The 15,932-nt window shown below is 57.1% G+C and carries 22 protein-coding genes; 4 read left to right on the forward strand and 18 right to left on the reverse strand.

Annotation, left to right across the window (positions count from 1 at the left end; genetic code table 11):
* Positions 1-5: 5 nt before the first annotated feature.
* On the reverse strand, positions 6-686 hold the full coding sequence (locus EAV92_RS08225; RefSeq protein WP_123040614.1) for an MOSC domain-containing protein: 681 nt from the start codon (positions 684-686) through the stop codon (positions 6-8).
* A 90-nt stretch (positions 687-776) separates the two neighbouring features.
* Between EAV92_RS08225 and EAV92_RS24490 the strand changes: the two genes are divergently transcribed.
* Positions 777-917: a DUF6254 family protein gene (locus tag EAV92_RS24490; RefSeq protein ID WP_164472686.1), complete on the forward strand. Its 141-nt coding sequence runs from the start codon at positions 777-779 to the stop codon at positions 915-917.
* Here the strand turns inward: EAV92_RS24490 and EAV92_RS08230 are convergent.
* Positions 914-1,645 carry a phosphonate ABC transporter ATP-binding protein gene (locus tag EAV92_RS08230; protein ID WP_123040615.1) on the reverse strand — a complete coding sequence of 244 codons (732 nt, stop codon included), beginning with the start codon at positions 1,643-1,645 and terminating at the stop codon, positions 914-916. The two genes, EAV92_RS24490 and EAV92_RS08230, sit on opposite strands and share 4 nt — an antisense overlap.
* Before the next feature lie 140 nt (positions 1,646-1,785).
* Here EAV92_RS08230 and EAV92_RS08235 point away from each other — a divergent pair, with 140 nt between their 5' ends.
* On the forward strand, positions 1,786-2,016 hold the full coding sequence (locus EAV92_RS08235) for a hypothetical protein (RefSeq protein ID WP_123040616.1): 231 nt from the start codon (positions 1,786-1,788) through the stop codon (positions 2,014-2,016).
* 18 nt (positions 2,017-2,034) lie between these two features.
* On the opposite strand, the gene EAV92_RS24495 is transcribed toward EAV92_RS08235, so the two are convergent.
* Positions 2,035-2,172, reverse strand: coding sequence for a hypothetical protein (locus EAV92_RS24495; protein WP_164472687.1), 138 nt, complete (start codon positions 2,170-2,172; stop codon positions 2,035-2,037).
* Positions 2,173-2,309: 137 nt separating this feature from the next.
* Between EAV92_RS24495 and EAV92_RS08240 the strand changes: the two genes are divergently transcribed.
* A complete protein-coding gene (locus EAV92_RS08240) occupies positions 2,310-3,086 on the forward strand; it encodes an HAD family hydrolase (protein WP_123040617.1) in 777 nt (258 codons plus the stop codon).
* A gap of 20 nt (positions 3,087-3,106) precedes the next feature.
* Here EAV92_RS08240 and EAV92_RS08245 read toward each other — a convergent pair whose 3' ends face one another.
* From EAV92_RS08245 to EAV92_RS24500, 7 genes are all read right to left on the reverse strand, one after another.
* Positions 3,107-4,192, reverse strand: coding sequence for a glucosaminidase domain-containing protein (locus EAV92_RS08245; RefSeq protein WP_123040618.1), 1,086 nt, complete (start codon positions 4,190-4,192; stop codon positions 3,107-3,109).
* Between the two features lie 41 nt (positions 4,193-4,233).
* Positions 4,234-4,560, reverse strand: a complete 327-nt coding sequence (locus EAV92_RS08250; protein WP_123040619.1) for a hypothetical protein — start codon at positions 4,558-4,560, stop codon at positions 4,234-4,236.
* A 93-nt stretch (positions 4,561-4,653) separates the two neighbouring features.
* Positions 4,654-6,144, reverse strand: coding sequence for a glutamate synthase subunit beta (locus tag EAV92_RS08255; protein ID WP_123040620.1), 1,491 nt, complete (start codon positions 6,142-6,144; stop codon positions 4,654-4,656).
* 127 nt (positions 6,145-6,271) lie between these two features.
* Complete coding sequence (locus EAV92_RS08260; protein WP_123040621.1) at positions 6,272-6,754, reverse strand: dihydrofolate reductase; 483 nt, start codon at positions 6,752-6,754, stop codon at positions 6,272-6,274.
* A gap of 136 nt (positions 6,755-6,890) precedes the next feature.
* Positions 6,891-7,676 carry an anti-sigma factor gene (locus EAV92_RS08265; RefSeq protein ID WP_123040622.1) on the reverse strand — a complete coding sequence of 262 codons (786 nt, stop codon included), beginning with the start codon at positions 7,674-7,676 and terminating at the stop codon, positions 6,891-6,893.
* Between the two features lie 3 nt (positions 7,677-7,679).
* Positions 7,680-8,246 carry an RNA polymerase sigma factor gene (locus EAV92_RS08270; RefSeq protein WP_123040623.1) on the reverse strand — a complete coding sequence of 189 codons (567 nt, stop codon included), beginning with the start codon at positions 8,244-8,246 and terminating at the stop codon, positions 7,680-7,682.
* 91 nt (positions 8,247-8,337) lie between these two features.
* A complete protein-coding gene (locus EAV92_RS24500; RefSeq protein WP_164472688.1) occupies positions 8,338-8,580 on the reverse strand; it encodes a plastocyanin/azurin family copper-binding protein in 243 nt (80 codons plus the stop codon).
* On the opposite strand from EAV92_RS24500, the gene EAV92_RS24505 reads away from it, so the two are divergent.
* A complete protein-coding gene (locus tag EAV92_RS24505; protein ID WP_164472689.1) occupies positions 8,570-8,746 on the forward strand; it encodes a hypothetical protein in 177 nt (58 codons plus the stop codon). The two genes, EAV92_RS24500 and EAV92_RS24505, sit on opposite strands and share 11 nt — an antisense overlap.
* A gap of 42 nt (positions 8,747-8,788) precedes the next feature.
* Here EAV92_RS24505 and EAV92_RS24510 read toward each other — a convergent pair whose 3' ends face one another.
* The 8 genes from EAV92_RS24510 to lpdA all read right to left on the reverse strand — a co-directional run bounded on the left by EAV92_RS24510 (position 8,789) and on the right by lpdA (position 15,930).
* The gene (locus EAV92_RS24510; RefSeq protein ID WP_164472690.1) at positions 8,789-8,992 is read right to left on the reverse strand and encodes a hypothetical protein; all 204 of its coding nucleotides are present in this window, start codon (positions 8,990-8,992) and stop codon (positions 8,789-8,791) included.
* A gap of 34 nt (positions 8,993-9,026) precedes the next feature.
* Complete coding sequence (locus tag EAV92_RS08280) at positions 9,027-10,667, reverse strand: plastocyanin/azurin family copper-binding protein (protein WP_164472691.1); 1,641 nt, start codon at positions 10,665-10,667, stop codon at positions 9,027-9,029.
* Positions 10,668-10,906: 239 nt separating this feature from the next.
* On the reverse strand, positions 10,907-11,767 hold the full coding sequence (locus EAV92_RS08285; protein WP_241158525.1) for an IS3 family transposase: 861 nt from the start codon (positions 11,765-11,767) through the stop codon (positions 10,907-10,909).
* Positions 11,768-11,778: 11 nt separating this feature from the next.
* Entirely contained in the window at positions 11,779-12,096 is a 318-nt protein-coding gene (locus tag EAV92_RS24725) for a transposase (RefSeq protein ID WP_206424278.1), read from the reverse strand.
* Positions 12,097-12,373: 277 nt separating this feature from the next.
* On the reverse strand, positions 12,374-13,024 hold the full coding sequence (locus EAV92_RS08290; protein WP_123040626.1) for a DNA-3-methyladenine glycosylase family protein: 651 nt from the start codon (positions 13,022-13,024) through the stop codon (positions 12,374-12,376).
* On the reverse strand, positions 13,021-13,815 hold the full coding sequence (gene thyA / locus EAV92_RS08295; RefSeq protein ID WP_123043633.1) for a thymidylate synthase: 795 nt from the start codon (positions 13,813-13,815) through the stop codon (positions 13,021-13,023). The genes EAV92_RS08290 and thyA overlap by 4 nt, the downstream gene beginning before the upstream one ends.
* Positions 13,816-13,858: 43 nt before the next feature.
* Positions 13,859-14,362: an acyl-CoA thioesterase gene (locus EAV92_RS08300; protein WP_206424293.1), complete on the reverse strand. Its 504-nt coding sequence runs from the start codon at positions 14,360-14,362 to the stop codon at positions 13,859-13,861.
* 149 nt (positions 14,363-14,511) lie between these two features.
* Positions 14,512-15,930, reverse strand: coding sequence for a dihydrolipoyl dehydrogenase (lpdA, locus tag EAV92_RS08305; RefSeq protein WP_123040627.1), 1,419 nt, complete (start codon positions 15,928-15,930; stop codon positions 14,512-14,514).
* Between the last annotated feature and the right edge of the window lie 2 nt (positions 15,931-15,932).

Raw genomic sequence — 15,932 nt, forward strand, 5'->3', positions numbered from 1 at the left:
TGCGTTCAGCTCCCTGTCTGAAGTCTGGCGAGCCGGCTTGCAAGCGGCGTTTTCCAACTCGTCGCGAGTACGTCTTCGAGCGCGAGCAACGCGCGGATGCCTTCCTGATCGTTCCGATCCCTATGCATGACTCGGTTCGCTTCGGCCACGGTGACGCTTGAGGGATGGCGCCGTTCCAAGGTCATGACGTCACCGGCCCGGATTTCGCCTTCCTCCAGCACCCGAAAATAAAAGCCGGTCGCCCCTCTCTGGGTCACGAGCGCCGGCAGTTCGTCGAGCCCCCACTTCATGGCCAGCTTCCAACACGGCACGCGGGGCTGGCTGATTTGAAGCAGGGCCGTACCCGCGCGGAAAACATCCCCTACGCACACATCTTCTTCCCGCAAGCCGCCCACCGTCAGGTTTTCCCCGAATGCGCCGAACGCCATTTTACGGCCCAGCACGTCTTCCCAATGGGGGTAGTGCGCGTGGCTGTAAACATTAACGGCTTTGTCAGGTCCGCCATGGTGCACGAGATCGGCGACTTCGTCACCCGACACGCCGGCCGGACTCACGTGCGCCGCTCCTTCCGCCGGATGCTTGTAAATGCCCGAAACGGCTTCTTTCCCTTTAAAAGATTCCGTCTTCTTGCGCCCGACATTCACCGAAAGAATCGGCCATGAAGGGACAGTATCGTTCTCGGTCATATGCGTTCCTCCTGCTCGACAACTCAATGGGGTATAAGGCCAAGTGACTTTCGCCACGCTAAAGATACTCCCAAGAAAGGAGGTTTTCCGATGACGACATCCAAACGGCGCCGCGAAAGCGCCTGGAAAGCCCGAAAACAAGCCCAGCACCCGCACGGTAAAGTGCCTTCCCTGCACGGGCTGGCCAATGACGCTGATCCGGAAGGCAAGCCGGATCCGGCGGACGTTTAATCGTTCAGGCGAAGCTTCTCCGCTGCCGTGAGGCGCCTGCCTTGCACCTGAAGAACCAGCTTGCCGTCCTGAAGGCCCCAGACTTCGTCCGCGAATTTCTCGGCGAGTTCAAGCCGGTGAAGCGCGGCCACGATCGTGGTCCCCTTCTCGGAACACAGCTTCTTGAGCGTGGCCATCAACTCTTCCGACGTATGCGGATCGAGGCCGGAAACGGGCTCGTCCGCGAACACGTAACGGGCCCCGTGCACGAGGGCTCTGGCAATCGCGACGCGTTGGCGTTCGCCTCCGCTCATTTTCTCCACGGGCCGGTGCGCATGGTCGAGCAAGCCGACCGCCTCGAGCATGTCCATGCCGCCCATGTAATCGTCGCTGCGGACCATGCCCGTAATCCGGCGCCACAACGGAGTCTGCTCCGCGTTGCCGATCAGCACGTTTTTCAACGCCGTTTTCTTCTCGAACAAGACCGGGCGCTGCTCCAGATAGGCGATTTGGCGGCGGAACTTCATCCGCGCGGACCATCCTGCCTTCAAGATATCGACGCCGTCCACTTTATATTCGCCCGCCGACCACCGGTCGCGCAGCGCCAAGCACCGAAGGAGCGCGGACTTGCCGCTGCCGCTTGCGCCGGCTACCGCGACGAATGTGCCGGGATCGAGCCTTGCGTCGATGCCGTCCAGAATCCTTTTTCCCTCGGGAAGCCTGCGGTCCAAATCTCGAATGATGATCATAGAAGCGAACGAACTCCTTCTGAAACAAGATAAATCTAGTTTATTTCATTCAGGAACGCCTTTCCATACGAACAAATGTTTGCTATAATGGAAACAGGAACAAATGTTCCTACACTTGCTCTCTAAGGTGGGATGATGGAATGGCGAACAGCGAACATTTCCGTTACATGGAAGCTTCCAAGGGATCCAGGCCGTCAAGGGACTTGACCTTCAAATTTTACACCGACGGTAAATTGGAGATCATCGACAACGACACGGGCAACATGATGAACCCCCGCGAGTTGAGCGGGGGCAGCTACGACTTCTATGTCCGCCAGCGGCTGGCGCTCATTAAGCGGGACCTGCAATCCAAAATCGCGAAGTACGCGTAATCGCGTCTCTCCTTGCCGTTACGGCAAGTTTTTGTTAATCCGATTCATGCTGGCCGGATAACGCGCCATTTTGTTCAGGCTCAGCCCTTGCGCTTTGGCGGTGAAACGGGACTCGTTCCGTTGGTCGTCCGCCTTCGTGCTTTTGTTATGGGGCATATGCTCACCTCCCGCCCTTCCTGAAATCCCGGGAAGGGTTTTCTATATAGCTTTCCTCGTTCCCGACATTTACAAACCCGTTCCCGCTAAGGGATAATGGAAAGACATCACATTCCCGACGAAACAGGAGCTTTCACATGAAGCAAACACTGTTGTTTGATCTGGACGATACGTTGATCTATTGCAACAAGTACTTCCACTTGATCCTGGAGCAGTTCGCCGACGAGATGACCCAATGGCTCGAACCGTTCGGCTTCAAACGCGAGGAAATCCTGCGGAAGCATACGGAGATCGATATCGCGGGCGTCCAGGTTTTCGGCTTCAAGAGCGAACATTTTCCGCAGTCCTTCGTGGATACGTACCGTTATTTCCATAACCTTTGCGGCCGGTCGGCTTCCGATGAAGAGGAGCGGTTCCTCTGGAAGCTGGGCTACAGCGTCTATGACCTCGAGGTTGAACCCTATCCGTACATGGACGAGACGCTTCAGCACCTGATCGAGGAAGGACACGACCTCCATCTCTATACCGGCGGCGACTACTCCATCCAACAGAACAAAGTCGAACGCATGAACCTGAAACGCTATTTCGGGGACCGCATCTACGTTCGGCAGCATAAGAATACCGAAGCTTTGGAGCAAATTTTGCGAGATGGGAAATTCGACCGTTCCTCCACCTGGATGATCGGCAACTCCTTAAGAACCGACGTGCTCCCCGCGCTGCAATGCGGCATCCACTCCGTCTACCTGAAGCAGGAAGGCGAATGGAACTACAATGTGGTCCCGGTCGAGGCGAAGCCGCAGGGCGCGTTCCTGACGCTTGAGGCTTTACCCGAAGTGCCGCCGGCGATCCACCAATATCTTTATCGAAATTCCGAGGCCGCAGAGCCTCTCCGCAACGTACAAAAACCGTCCTGAGGTGATCCTCGGACGGTTTTTCATTTGTATGATGAAGGCGGCAGGCTGTTCAACTTATCGAATATTCGCTTGACCCCGTCGGACCAATTCGGGTCCTCTGCGTAGGTCTGATTCAGCCAGTCGAACGGCTCGTATCCCTCCGGCCGTTTGCTTCCCTGCCGCGACAGCGTGCGGGCGGCAATGTCGGCCGAATCGCCGATGTCGGTGTTGAATTCTTCCCAGCTGTAAAACACGTTAAACGGATTGTTGGCGATTTTTTTGGCGTTTTTGTTCGACTTCGGAACGAAGCCCTGCTCTTGCCCGGTCACCGCGAACAGCAGCAGCGGATTCACGTCATGCTCCTTGGCGCTGTTTACGATGGCACTGAAATAAGGCTCGTCCGCCAGCATCGAATCCCGGCTCCGCAAGTACGATTTGACCGCGGCCGTATCGATGTCCCGGTACCGCAGCTGCGTCGGCATGCCCACGTCCGCGGACGGCACGGGCAGCTGCAGGACGGGCGACGGCAAAGGCTGCTCCGACGTCTCCGGAGCGGGACGCCCCAGCAGCACGCCCGCGGCGATGCCGCCGGCCAGCACGAGAACGGCCATCGCCAAAGCCGGACGCGGCACTCTGCCGAAGATGTCCCAGCCAGGCCGCGTTCGGGGCAGTGCCGGAAGCGGCAGCGCTTCAGCCGCCAGCGTTCCGAATTCGGCGGAGAACTCCGCTTGGGCGAGCACGGCAGCCGGTTCTTTGCGTAACAATCGGTTCATCAGCAGCTCGGGACTCCATTTCCCCGGCGCCCGCTCATTCATCCAACGGAGAATCGGGTCCAAAAACATCGCTTCCGCGGACGGATCGGGCAGCTCGATCTCCGCGCAAACGTCCAACACGTCGTCTGGCCGGATTTCCCGCTGCTCCACGACGAGGCACCGCCGGATCAAATCGTCCGCGATCCTCTCCTTGAATTCGGCGGGCAATTCCGGCAGTCTCCGCTGGATCGTTTGGCGAATCGCGGTAGCGACGATCTCTGCCCGCTTGGCTCCGGAGAGGGGCGCGTATTTCGTTTGCACGTACCGGCGAATGACATTTACGTCCGCCGGCGACAGCAAGGCCGCATTTTCCACGTTCCCCTCTCCCCCCTCTTATCGCCAATGTGATGCGGAAACTAAGCCAAATCTTGTTCCGCGGCTTCGCGTATCCGGGCTTGTAACGGAGAGCTTGCGATGTAATCTTCGATCTGCTGTTTTTCCGAAGCCGTCAACTGGTATTCGCAGTCGCAGCCTTCGTCCTGCGGCACGATCTGCATCGGAAACCCGCGGTGGGTGCAGACGATCAGAATGGAAAAATCGATCAAATCGTCGGGAAGCGGCGTAGACGATGCGGTGTCGACCTGAACTTCCACGTCAACCCACTGGTTGTCCCGTTTCTCGACGCGCGGATAAAACGCGGTGAAAATCAAATCGTTCCAGCTTTCGGCCCCATACTTGATCATTCGGATCCTCCTTCGTTCCCGACGGTCAAAAAAAGGCCGTTCCGGAAAAGATAAACGCGGTGCGTTCGCCGGAACGGCCTTGACGGTCGTTCATTACGGAAGCATGCTGCTTCCCATCAAATATTTATCCACTTCGCGGGCGGCTTCACGGCCTTCGTTGATCGCCCAGACGATCAAGCTCTGGCCGCGTCTCATGTCGCCGGCGGCGAAAACTTTGTCAACGTTGGTTTTATAATGGCCATAGCGGGCCTTGACGTTCGTGCGGCGGTCGGTTTCCAGACCGAACTGGTCGACCAGCGTGCTCTCCGGACCTTCGAAGCCGACGGCCACGAGAACGACGTCCGCAGGCCATACTTGCTCGGTGCCCGGGATTTCTTCGTAAATCTTGCGCCCTTGCTCATCCACGTAACGGCGGATTTGCACGGTGTGCAGTTCTTTCACATTGCCGTTCTCGTCGCCGACGAACTTCTTCGTCAGGACGGAGAATGCGCGCGGATCTTCGCCGTAAAGAGCCTTCGCTTCCTCGTGAGCGTAATCCAGCGTGTATACGTTCGGGTATTCCGGCCACGGGTTGTTAACCGTGTCGCGGCGTTCCGGCGCTTTGGCGTGCGTGCCGAACTGGGTTACCGTGCGGCAGCCGTGACGGAGCGCGGTTGCCACGCAGTCGGTTCCCGTATCGCCGCCGCCGATGACGATGACGTTCTTGTCTTTGGCGGAAAGATACGTGCCTTCCTGCAAGCCGTTATCCAAGTAACTCTTGATCGTGCTGTTCAGGAAGTCCATTGCGGGATAGATGCCTTTGAGCTCAGCGCCTTCCACGTTGCCGATCGGACGGGCTTTCGTCGCGCCGCCGCACAGGACGACGGCGTCGAATTCTTCCATCAGCTTATCAGCCTGGATGTCTTTACCGATCTCCGTGTTGGTGACGAATTGGACGCCTTCGGCGGCCAGCAGGTCGACGCGGCGCTGGACGATTTCCTTCTCCAGCTTCATCGTCGGAATACCGTACATGAGCAAACCGCCGATGCGGTCCGCGCGCTCATAAACAGTTACCGTGTGGCCCGCTTTGTTCAATTGGGCGGCGGTTGCAAGACCCGCCGGGCCGGAGCCGACGACGGCGACTTTCTTACCGGTGCGCGACTTGGGCGGCTGCGGCACGACCCAGCCTTCTTCGAAGGCGCGGTCGATGATCGCTTGCTCGATCGTTTTGATCGTGACCGGATCGCCGATCAGGCCTACCGTACAGGAGCCTTCGCAAGGCGCCGGGCAAACGCGGCCGGTGAATTCCGGGAAGTTGTTCGTCTTCATGAGACGCTCGTAAGCTTCTTTCCAAAGTCCGCGGTACACCAGGTTGTTCCATTCCGGAATCAGGTTGTTGACCGGGCAGCCGGAAGCGGCGCCGGACAATTCTATCCCCGTGTGACAGTAAGGCGTGCCGCAGTCCATGCAGCGCGCGCCCTGGGTACGGAGCTGTTCTTCCGAAAACAATTTGTGAAATTCGTTCCAGTCCTTGATCCTCTCGAGCGGATCGCGGTCGCGGGGCAGCTCCCGCTTATATTCCATAAATCCCGTAGGTGTGGACATCTTCGGTTTCCCCCATCTGTCGGTGTTTCGCTGTTTCGTGGCGAATCTCTAACTTTAATTAGAACATGCTACCAAATCGCTTCGGCAGCCAGAATGGACTTTCCTTACAATTGTTTGCACTATCCGTCTATTGCCGTTCGTACACGACGAACGTAAACGGCAAATCGTTCTGCTCGTCCCGCACGCCAGGCACGGCCGAAACGCGCGTCCACTCGCGGGGATCCAGAGCGGGAAAATACGCATCCCCTTCGAATTCCCGATCGATCTCGGTCAGCAGAATTCGGTCCGCGTAAGGAAGGAGCTGACGATAAATCTGCTCTCCCCCGATAACCATCAAATCTTCGTTTTTGAATCTTTCGACGGCTTCTTCCACGGTTCGGACGACGACGCAGCCTTCCGGCGCTTCCTCCATCGTTCGGGAAAGAATGACGTTCGTCCTGTCTTTCAGCGGCTTCTTCAACGATTCGAACGTGAGCCGGCCCATGAGAACCGGTTTGCCTTTGGTTTGGGCGATAAAATAAGCCATGTCCGCGGGGAGCCGCCAGGGCAGCCGATTGCCGATCCCGATGACCCCGTTGGAAGCGGCTGCTGATATCATGGTAATGGCCATGCGGAACCCTCTTCCGGAAACGTATGACGACTGTATATTTTCACTATCATACCATACCGGAAAGATGCTGCCTACCCGAACGAACGGCCAGAATCCATTTCCAATTGTTAAGATTCTACGAAATTTGACTCGTTCTTCAAGCGGATCCGAACATTTTCGGTCCTTGGGGCGATGTCGTGCCGGCATCCGGCTCGAGCGTGACCCCGACATGATCGAAGGAAGGGAAATCATCCTTCCACGGTACCGTGAGAAGGCCGATACCGGAGGAGCCCACGGTAAAAGTACCGGCGCTGCGGCGGGTGCCGTCTTTCAGCAGCCAGACGTGATAGGCCTGCTCCCCTTCCGTCTTTGGCGTGCCGAAAACATAGACGACGAGCCGCGTTTCGCCTGCCGACTTGATCATGCATGCAACGCCGTAGGCGTTTTTGCCGGCCGCGTAGGAACGGACTTCCTCTTCGGGCGAAAGCCGAACGAGCTTCTCGATTTGCGAGGGAGCTGCCATTGCGGGAACGGCTGCCTGCTCCGACCCGGAAGGCAGTAAACCCCGGCCCGCGAAGCCCGCGAAAAACGCTGCAGCAATGACGGCTGCGAGAATCACCCGGCGGTAAACGTTTGCGATCGGCTTGCGAGAACGGACCGTATCTGGGGTGACGGTTTGCGTTTGTCGTTCTGCGGGATTATCGCTTTCCGTTTGACCGAATATCGAGTCCATCACTTCCGCCTTCAGGTCGGCGGGAAGCTCCAGCTCTGGCGCGTCTTCCGACAGCCGATCCCATACGAGACGCCATTCGGCGGCGTCTTCCCGGCAAGCGGCGCAAGTATCGAGATGGCGTTCGAAGCGTTTGCGCTCGACGTCCGACATTTCGCCCGCCATATAATCCGCCAGTCCTTGGCAGTTCGTTGTCATGTCCCTGTTTTCCATCGCTTAACGTTCCTCCCTGAGGCCCTGGAGATGGCGGCGAAGAGATTTCAACGCTTGGTGCAGCCGGCTTTTGACCGTGCCCACGGGTTCCCCGCCCATTTCCGCGATCTGCTGCAACGTATATCCTTTCCAGTACAAAAGCTCGATGACCCTCTGCTGCGGTACGGTAAGCCGGGAGGCAGCAGCAGCCACTTCGGATATTTCGGAACGCCGCACGAGCTCGCTAGCCGGGTCATCCGTTTCCGAAGCTTCCTTCGTTTCCTCGATCCACTCCATCGGGACGTTGGCGGCATGCCGCCTCTCCCTGCGAAGGACGTCCACGGCGATGTTCCTCGTGACCGTAATGAGCCAATTGGCGAACGAGCCTTTCGCCGCATCGTATTCGGCTCTCGTCGTCCATAGGCGGGTAAACACCAGCTGGACGATTTCCCGCGCCAGCGGTTCGCTTCCCGCCGCCCGTCTGGCGAAGGAATAGACCAGTTTCGCGTACCGGTCATATAGAAGCTCTAAGGCGTCCCTTTGTTTCATGCGGATCATCCGCATCAATTCGCTGTCGGTATGGGTCGGCATCTCGTCGTTACCCCTTTTGAACCGCGATTGCTTGCCATCCCTATTTTAACAGAAAATGGACGGACGGGAGCCCCTCCCGTCCGTCCCGAATTCAACTTTCTTTCACGACGATTTTACCCGTCATTCCCGTATGGGGATTGCAGTAGTACGTGAACGTCCCCGCTTTGTCGAACGTGACGGTCTTCTCTTCGTCCTTGCCCAGCATGCCCGTATCGAACGATCCGTCGTCCGCAACGGCCGAATGCTCGACGTCGTCGCGGTTGACGAATTTGATTTTGTCGCCGACATGGATTTCGATATCGGACGGGTGGAACGCGAAGCTTTTGATTTCCACGGTGACCGTCTCGCTCTTCCGGTCTTCGGCGGACGGGGAAGGCGATGGTGAAGCCGTTTCCTTCGAAGGCTGCGGCGAAGGTTTCGCCGATGGCTTCGGCGACGGCATCGCCGAGTGCCCGCCGTGGTCGTCGTGCGAAGCTTCCGGTTTGGGCGAAGGGTCGTGAGACGCGCTCGCCGACGGCGATGGTGAGTCGGAAGGCGAAGCCTCAGGCGATGCCGACGACGGCGAGGCGGAAGCCGAACCCGAAGGCGATTCCGAGGGCTCCGAGGATTCCGTCGGCGATGCCGATGCTGTTGCTGACGGTGCAACCGAGGCTGCGATGGACGGCGATGCTGCTGCCGGCGTCGAAGCGGCATCGCTCCCTCCTTTGGACGAACAAGCGGCTGCGAAAAGGATCAGAAGCGCCCATACGCTATACCGGATCAATCCCGTTCCGAAATTCTTCATTGGACGATGATCGTGGCTTTCATATGGTCTTTGTGCGGTTCGCAGTAGAAGGCGTAAGTACCCGGTTTATCCAGCTTGATGGTAACGGATTGCCCTTGAGAGATGAGCGGGATCCGGAACGATCCGTCGACCGCCACCGCGTTGTGGAAGTCATTGTCCCGGTTGATGAACGTGATTGTCGAACCGGCTTTCACCGTGACCGTATCCTGCGAGAACATGTAGTTTTTCATTTCGATCGTCGCGCTGCCCGGCAGGGAATCCTGCGTGGTCGTACCGGTGAATTTGTCCGGATCGACGAGGAACCAAACCTTGCCGACGTTGTGGCCCAGCGTGTCGCCGCGTTTGGCGTCCTGAACCCAATAATAGAGCGGATAGCCTTTGTAAGTTGTCTGCTTAGCGCCGTCCGGCCGGATGATTTCGCCGAAATCCTCCGCTTTCAGGCCGCTGGGCACGGTGATCTTGTCGGCGTGGAATGCCGGCCACTTGGCCAGGCAATCGCCGGAGCATACGCTGGCGCCTTTCGGATCCTTATCGAAGTAGTACAGCGACATGCCGTTCGCGTCGACGAGATAGTTGATTTTCAGCGTCGGATCGGTACCGAGCGCCACCGTGTAGAACGGCTGCTTGATCAAATACCAAACTTTGCCGACACCCTCGCCCGTCACGTCTCCGGGCTTCGCGTCTTTTACAAAGTAATAGAGCGGCCAGCCTTTGTACGTGACTTGCTTCATCCCGTCGGTGCGGGTGAACGCGCCGAAGTCTTTGCCGTCGACCCCGTCGGCGAGCAGCAGCCGGTCCGCGCTGAATACCGGCCAAGCCTTCAGGCAGTCGCCCGTGCAGGAATTCAGGTCGGCCATGTCTTTCGTGAACAGATAGAGCGCCATTCCCGCGCCGTCCGTCAAATAAGTGGAGCCGTCCGCGGTTTTCCGCACGTCGATGCGTTTGCCGCCGAGCAAGCCGGCTTTATCCGCCGACAACGCTTTGCCTTCTACCAAAATGTCGAGGAGCGTCTTCGCGCCGCCTTGAGGTATCGTTTGCAGCGTTTCCAGCAGCGCCGACGCCAAATCGCGGTTCGTGAACGGCGCTGCCGCGGCCGCCCGGCTAAGGCCTTTCGAAGCGGCGAACTCGATCGCATCGGCGTAAGCGAAGTCCGTTCCCGTCCGGTACGCCAAAGATTCCAGCATCACCTTGTACACTTGCTGCGCCGTAATCGCCGCGTTCGGGCTGAACTTTCCGCCGCCCGTGCCGCTCCAGCCGAGCTCCGGATGCGCCTTCAGATAAGCGAGTACGGGCCTCAGGCTGGACCCCGCGGAGCCTGCGTCCGCGAAATTGTCCGTTCCCGTATACGCAAGTGCCTCTTTTTCTTTGCACAGCAGGCGAAGCGCGATAATCGCTCCTTGCATCCTCGTCGTCGTTTTGGCGAGGTACGCTTCCGTCACGCCGTGGCCGTCCCCAAGCAAAATGCCGAGCTCCGCCGCGATGTCCGACGAATGGCCCGTCGGCAGCGCACTGACGGCTGCGACGCTCGTCGAACTTCCCGCGCTGTCCGTTTCCCCCGCCGCGAACGCGCTGAAGGGCGCGACCGTCACCGCGATCGCCAAACTCAATACCGACAATAACTTTTTACCGATTTTCATCCCCATCGTTCCCTCCCGTTTTCCAACTTCACCCAAGGAAACGACGGATGGGAAAAAACGGTTTGAGGGATTAGAAAATATTTTTCTCATCAGGGGTTGTGCAAGAAAGTTACATAACTCCGCCGAATCTTCGAGCCGCTCACGGATTTATGCTAGAAAATTACATAACTCCACCGAAACCTCGTGCAGCAAACCGTTTTATGCAAGAAATGGACCTACGTCAAGAAAGTGGACACCAATTAACTAGCTTTACTCTTACTGAAACTGGAAGCGAAACGAACTGGTGATAAATATCCCAGTGCACCGTGGATCCGTTTGCGGTTATAAAAGAACTCAACGTACCGAAACATCTCGTTGTATGCTTGTTGCTTCGTTCTAAATCGTTTGCAGTAAATAAGTTCTTTTTTAAGGATGCTGTGGAATGATTCAATGCACGCATTGTCATAACAATTGCCTTTTCGACTCATGCTTGCTTTCATTCTGTAAGCTTTAAGTTGCTTTTTGTAGTCATCGGATGCGTACTGGCTCCCGCGATCTGAATGGTGGAGAAGCCCCTTCTTCGGCTTCTTGGCTGCATAGGCATCTTGCAAAGCACCGAGCACCAGATCGGTCGTCATACGGTCCTCAAGGCGCCAGCCCACGATCTCACGGGTGCAAAGATCAAGGACGCTCGCGAGATACAGCCGGCCTTCTTTGCACGGAATGTAGGTGATGTCAGCAACCCAAACTTGATTGGGCCGCTGCGTTTCAAACTGTTGATTCAGAATGTTTGGAGCGATCGGCAAGTCGTGATTAGAGTCGGTTGTTTGAACCTTGTATTTACTCGAGACACAGGAACGCAGGCCGAGTTCATGCATGTACAAACCGACTGTCCGCTCAATTACCGTATAACCTTCCTCGCGCAGTAAAAAAGTGATTTTGGGAGCGCCGTAGCGCTTCTCTGAGTCGTTAAAGTGATACGTAATACGCCCCATCAGTTCACGCTTACGTAGTTCCTGATTACTTGGACCAGCAGACCGCCATTTGTAGTAACCGCTCCGGGAAACCCCCATTAATTCGCACATCTTCTCCAAATTGAACTCGGAGCGATGATCTTCAATGAACTGAAATCTTAGTTCTTTGGCTTGCTGAAGATGTGCACTGCCTTTTTTACAATCGTTAGCTCTTCTTCGACATCAGCGATCTTCCGATCTTTCGCGTGAAGTTCACGTTGCTGCTCTTTGACGAGTTGTTCGAGTTCTTTAATGCGATCCAGTGAGGCAATGGGTTCATTCTTAAAATCACGATATTTCGCTTTCCATGAATGTAATGTTCTTGCTGGAATGTCGAGCTCCTGGGCGATCTCCTCGACCGTTTTTGCTTGCTCCTGAAGGAGCTTGATCGTCTGTTTCTTAAATTCCTCATTGAACCGCTGCCGTTGTTCACCCATGTGAACACCTCCTGAGATACATTCATTATTGTGTTCTCTTAACGAGGTGTCCACTTTTTATTCTAGTTGCAAAAGTTACATAACTCCGTCGAATCACCGAGCCGCACACGGATTTATGCAAGAAAGTCACATAACTCCGTCGAATCTCCAAGCCGCACACGGTTTTATGCAAGAAAGTTACATAACTCAGCCAAATCTTCGAGCCGCACACAGAATTATGCAAGAAAGTTACATAAATAAAACGCCTGCCGCTCCATGACGGAACGACAGGCGAAACCTATTCGTTGATGATGCCCCGGTTGATCGCTTCCCACAAATAAAACGAAGCAGCGGAGCGATATGGTGCCCACTTGTGGCCGTGCTGCTCCAAGTACTTTTTGTCCGGCCGGTCCTCCATGCCGAACAGCCATTTCGTGGAGCGCTGCAAGCCGAAGTCGCCGAGCGACAGCACGTCCGGCCTGCCGAGCGAGAACATGAGGAACATCTCGGCCGTCCATCTTCCGATGCCCTTGACGTCGGTCACCATCTCGATGATCTCCTCGTTCTCCATCTGCTCCAGGCGGTCAAAATCCAACTGGCGTGCGGCCGTTTTGGACGCCAAATCGTGGATCGAAACCACTTTGGCACGGGACAGCCCCGCACCGCGGAGCGTCTCCGGCTCTAGTGCCAGCAGGGATTCCGGGGTGAACTCCGGGGCCAGCAGCAGAACGCGTTCCTTGATCGAGGCGGCGGCTTTCACCGACAACTGCTGCCCGACAATCGACAACGCCAGCGATTGGAACGGATCGGGATTCAGGTGAATCGTCAATTCTCCCACCCTGCCGATCAGCCAAGCCAGCCGTTCGTCGTTTCTGATCAGCGCCTGGATCTCGGGGCTTTCCGAGCTGAAGATAAGCCGGTCCGGCCGTGCGGGACATTCCTTCGTCATATCGCTACCGGAGCTTTGATCGCGGGATGGTGCTCATAACCTGCGAATTCGAAATCCTCAAACACATAATCGAAAATGGAGTCCGGCTTCCGTTTGATGATGAGTTTGGGCAGCGGCAGCGGTTCCCTCGTCAGCTGAAGCTTCACCTGCTCCAAATGGTTGCTGTAAATATGGACGTCACCGCCGGAGAACACGAATTCCCCTACGTCGAGATCGCATTGCTGAGCGATCATGTGCGTGAGCAGCGCATAAGACGCGATATTAAACGGCAGTCCGAGGAACGTGTCCACGGAACGCATCGTCAGCATGCAGCTCAATTTTCCGTTCGCGACGTAGAACTGGAATAACAAATGGCAAGGCGGCAGCTTCATCCGGTCGATTTCGGCGACGTTCCAAGCGCTGACGAGATGCCTGCGGGAATCGGGATTCCGCTTGATGCCCTCGATCAATTGCGAGATTTGGTCGATCTTGCGGCCGTCCGGGGCCTCCCAGGAACGCCATTGCGACCCGTACACCGGCCCGAGGTCGCCGTTCTCGTCGGCCCATTCGTCCCAGATGGTGACGCCGTTTTCCTTCAGGTAGCGAATATTCGTTTCCCCGCGGAGAAACCACAAAAGCTCGTGGACGACCGACTTCAGATGGATCCTCTTCGTCGTGACCAGGGGAAAGCCTTCGCTGAGATCGAAGCGGAGCTGACGGCCGAAAACCGAACGCGTACCCGTTCCGGTCCGGTCCATTTTCTCCGTGCCGTGATCCAGCACGTCCTGCAGCAAATCCAAATAATTGCGCACGAATGACACCTCTGACTCTCTTTACTCGTTTCCGCCTATTCTATCATTGCGCGCCCGATTCTGTCGACGAATACCGCGTCTTGCGGCGTTCCATCCGGTGCTGATACCGTTCAGGCGCGCTTTCGTGCAGTTTGCGTTCGTCATCGTTCTCCGGATGGACGCCAGGCACCGGAATCGGGCGGTTATTCTCGTCCACGGCCACGAACGTCGAGAACGCGGTCACCGTCACCCTGCGTTCGCCGGTAAACAGATTTTCGGCGCGGACGACGCAAAACACTTCCATCGAGCTCCGATGCGTCCAGGTGACGAAAGCCTCCAATTCGACGGCTTCCCCGATGCGGATCGGCGACAGGAAATCCAGGCTGTCGGTGCTGGCCGTCACGACCGGCCGGTGGCAATGGCGGGTGGCGGCGATCGCGGCGATTTTATCGATATACAACATCAGCGTGCCGCCGAACATCGTGCCGTGATGGTTCGTATCGGATGGGAATACGAGCTCGGTCATGATCGTGCGGGATTGGCTCATCGGTTTGCTTTCCAGCGTCATGGTTGGCGCCTCCTCGTCGGCTTCATCTACTTATATTTTACCTCTTTCGGAAGTTGTCAGTCTCCGAAAGACCGCGCGCAAAGGGATTACGGCAAAAAAAAGATCCGCGCTTCCGCGCGGATCTTGGCGATGCTGCGAGTTCATTCGGTTCACTTCGGAGCGATCGTGTGGATCGGATGGCCCATGGCCAGCTCGGCCGTGTCCATCGTGATTTCCCCAAGCGTCGGGTGGGCGTGGATCGTCAACGCGATGTCTTCGATCGTGGCGCCCATTTCGATCGCGAGCCCCAGCTCGGCGATCATGTTGGAAGCCTCGACGCCGGCGATCTGGGCGCCGAGCACGAGTCCGGTGTCGACTTCATGGATGATCTTCATGAAGCCGTCCGCGCCTCCGAGCGTTACCGCGCGGCCGTTGCCGCCGAACGGGAACTTGCTGCTCTTGACGTTCAGGCCTTTGTCCTTCGCTTCCTTCTCGGTATAGCCGACGCTTGCGCATTCGGGGTCCGAGAACGCGACGGCCGGGATGCACTTGTAGTCGACCTTGGAAGGAAGTCCCGCGATCGCTTCCGCCGCCACTTTCGCCTCGTAGGAAGCTTTATGCGCCAGCGCGGCTCCCGGCACGATATCGCCGATGGCGTAAATGTGCGGGATGCTCGTGCGGCATTGGTCGTCGACCTCGATCAGGCCGCGGTCCGTCATTTTGATGCCGAGCATGTCCAGGCCGAGTTCGCCGTCCGTGTTCGGGCGGCGTCCGACCGTGACGAGCAGGTAGTCCGCGGTGACGGTTTTCGTCTCTCCGCCCGCCTCGTACGTGACGGTGACTTCCTTGTCGTTCTGCTCGGCGCTTTGGGCTTTGGCGCCCGTGATGATGTCGACGTTCGCCTTCTTCATCTTCTTGGCGACGAGCTGGCTCATGTCCTTGTCGAAGCCGGCCATGATGGTGTCGAGTCCTTCGAGGATCGTCACCTTCGTGCCGAACTTGCTGTACATTTGGCCAAGCTCGATGCCGATGTAGCCGCCGCCGATCACGACGAGGCTTTTCGGCACTTCCGGCAGCGACAGCGCTTCGGTGGACGACAGGATGCGGCCGCCGAACGGGAACGGCTTCAACTCGATCGGGCGCGAGCCCGTCGCGATGATGCAGTTCTTGAACCGATAGCGCGGCGATTCCTGATCGTTGAACAAACGCGCCTCGTTCTCGTTGATGAACATGACTTCTCCGGCGAACATTTGCACTTTGTTCGCCTTGAGCAGCATTTCCACGCCGCCCGTCATTTTGTTCACGACGGAAGTTTTATACTCTTGCACCTTGCCGAAATCGACGCCGACGTTCTCGGCTTTCAGCCCGTACGTCTCGGCATGCTGCATCGACTCATAATGATGCGCGGCATTGATGAGCGCTTTGGACGGAATGCAGCCGACGTTCAGGCAGACGCCGCCCCACTTGGCTTTGTCCGCGATGATGACCTTCTGTCCGAGCTGGGCGGCGCGGATGGCGGCCACATAACCGCCGGGGCCTGCGCCGATAACCAGCAAATCGATGTCTAGGGAAGCGTCTCCTACAACCATCG

It is taken from the genome of Cohnella candidum (genome assembly GCF_003713065.1).
Lineage (GTDB): Bacteria > Bacillota > Bacilli > Paenibacillales > Paenibacillaceae > Cohnella > Cohnella candidum.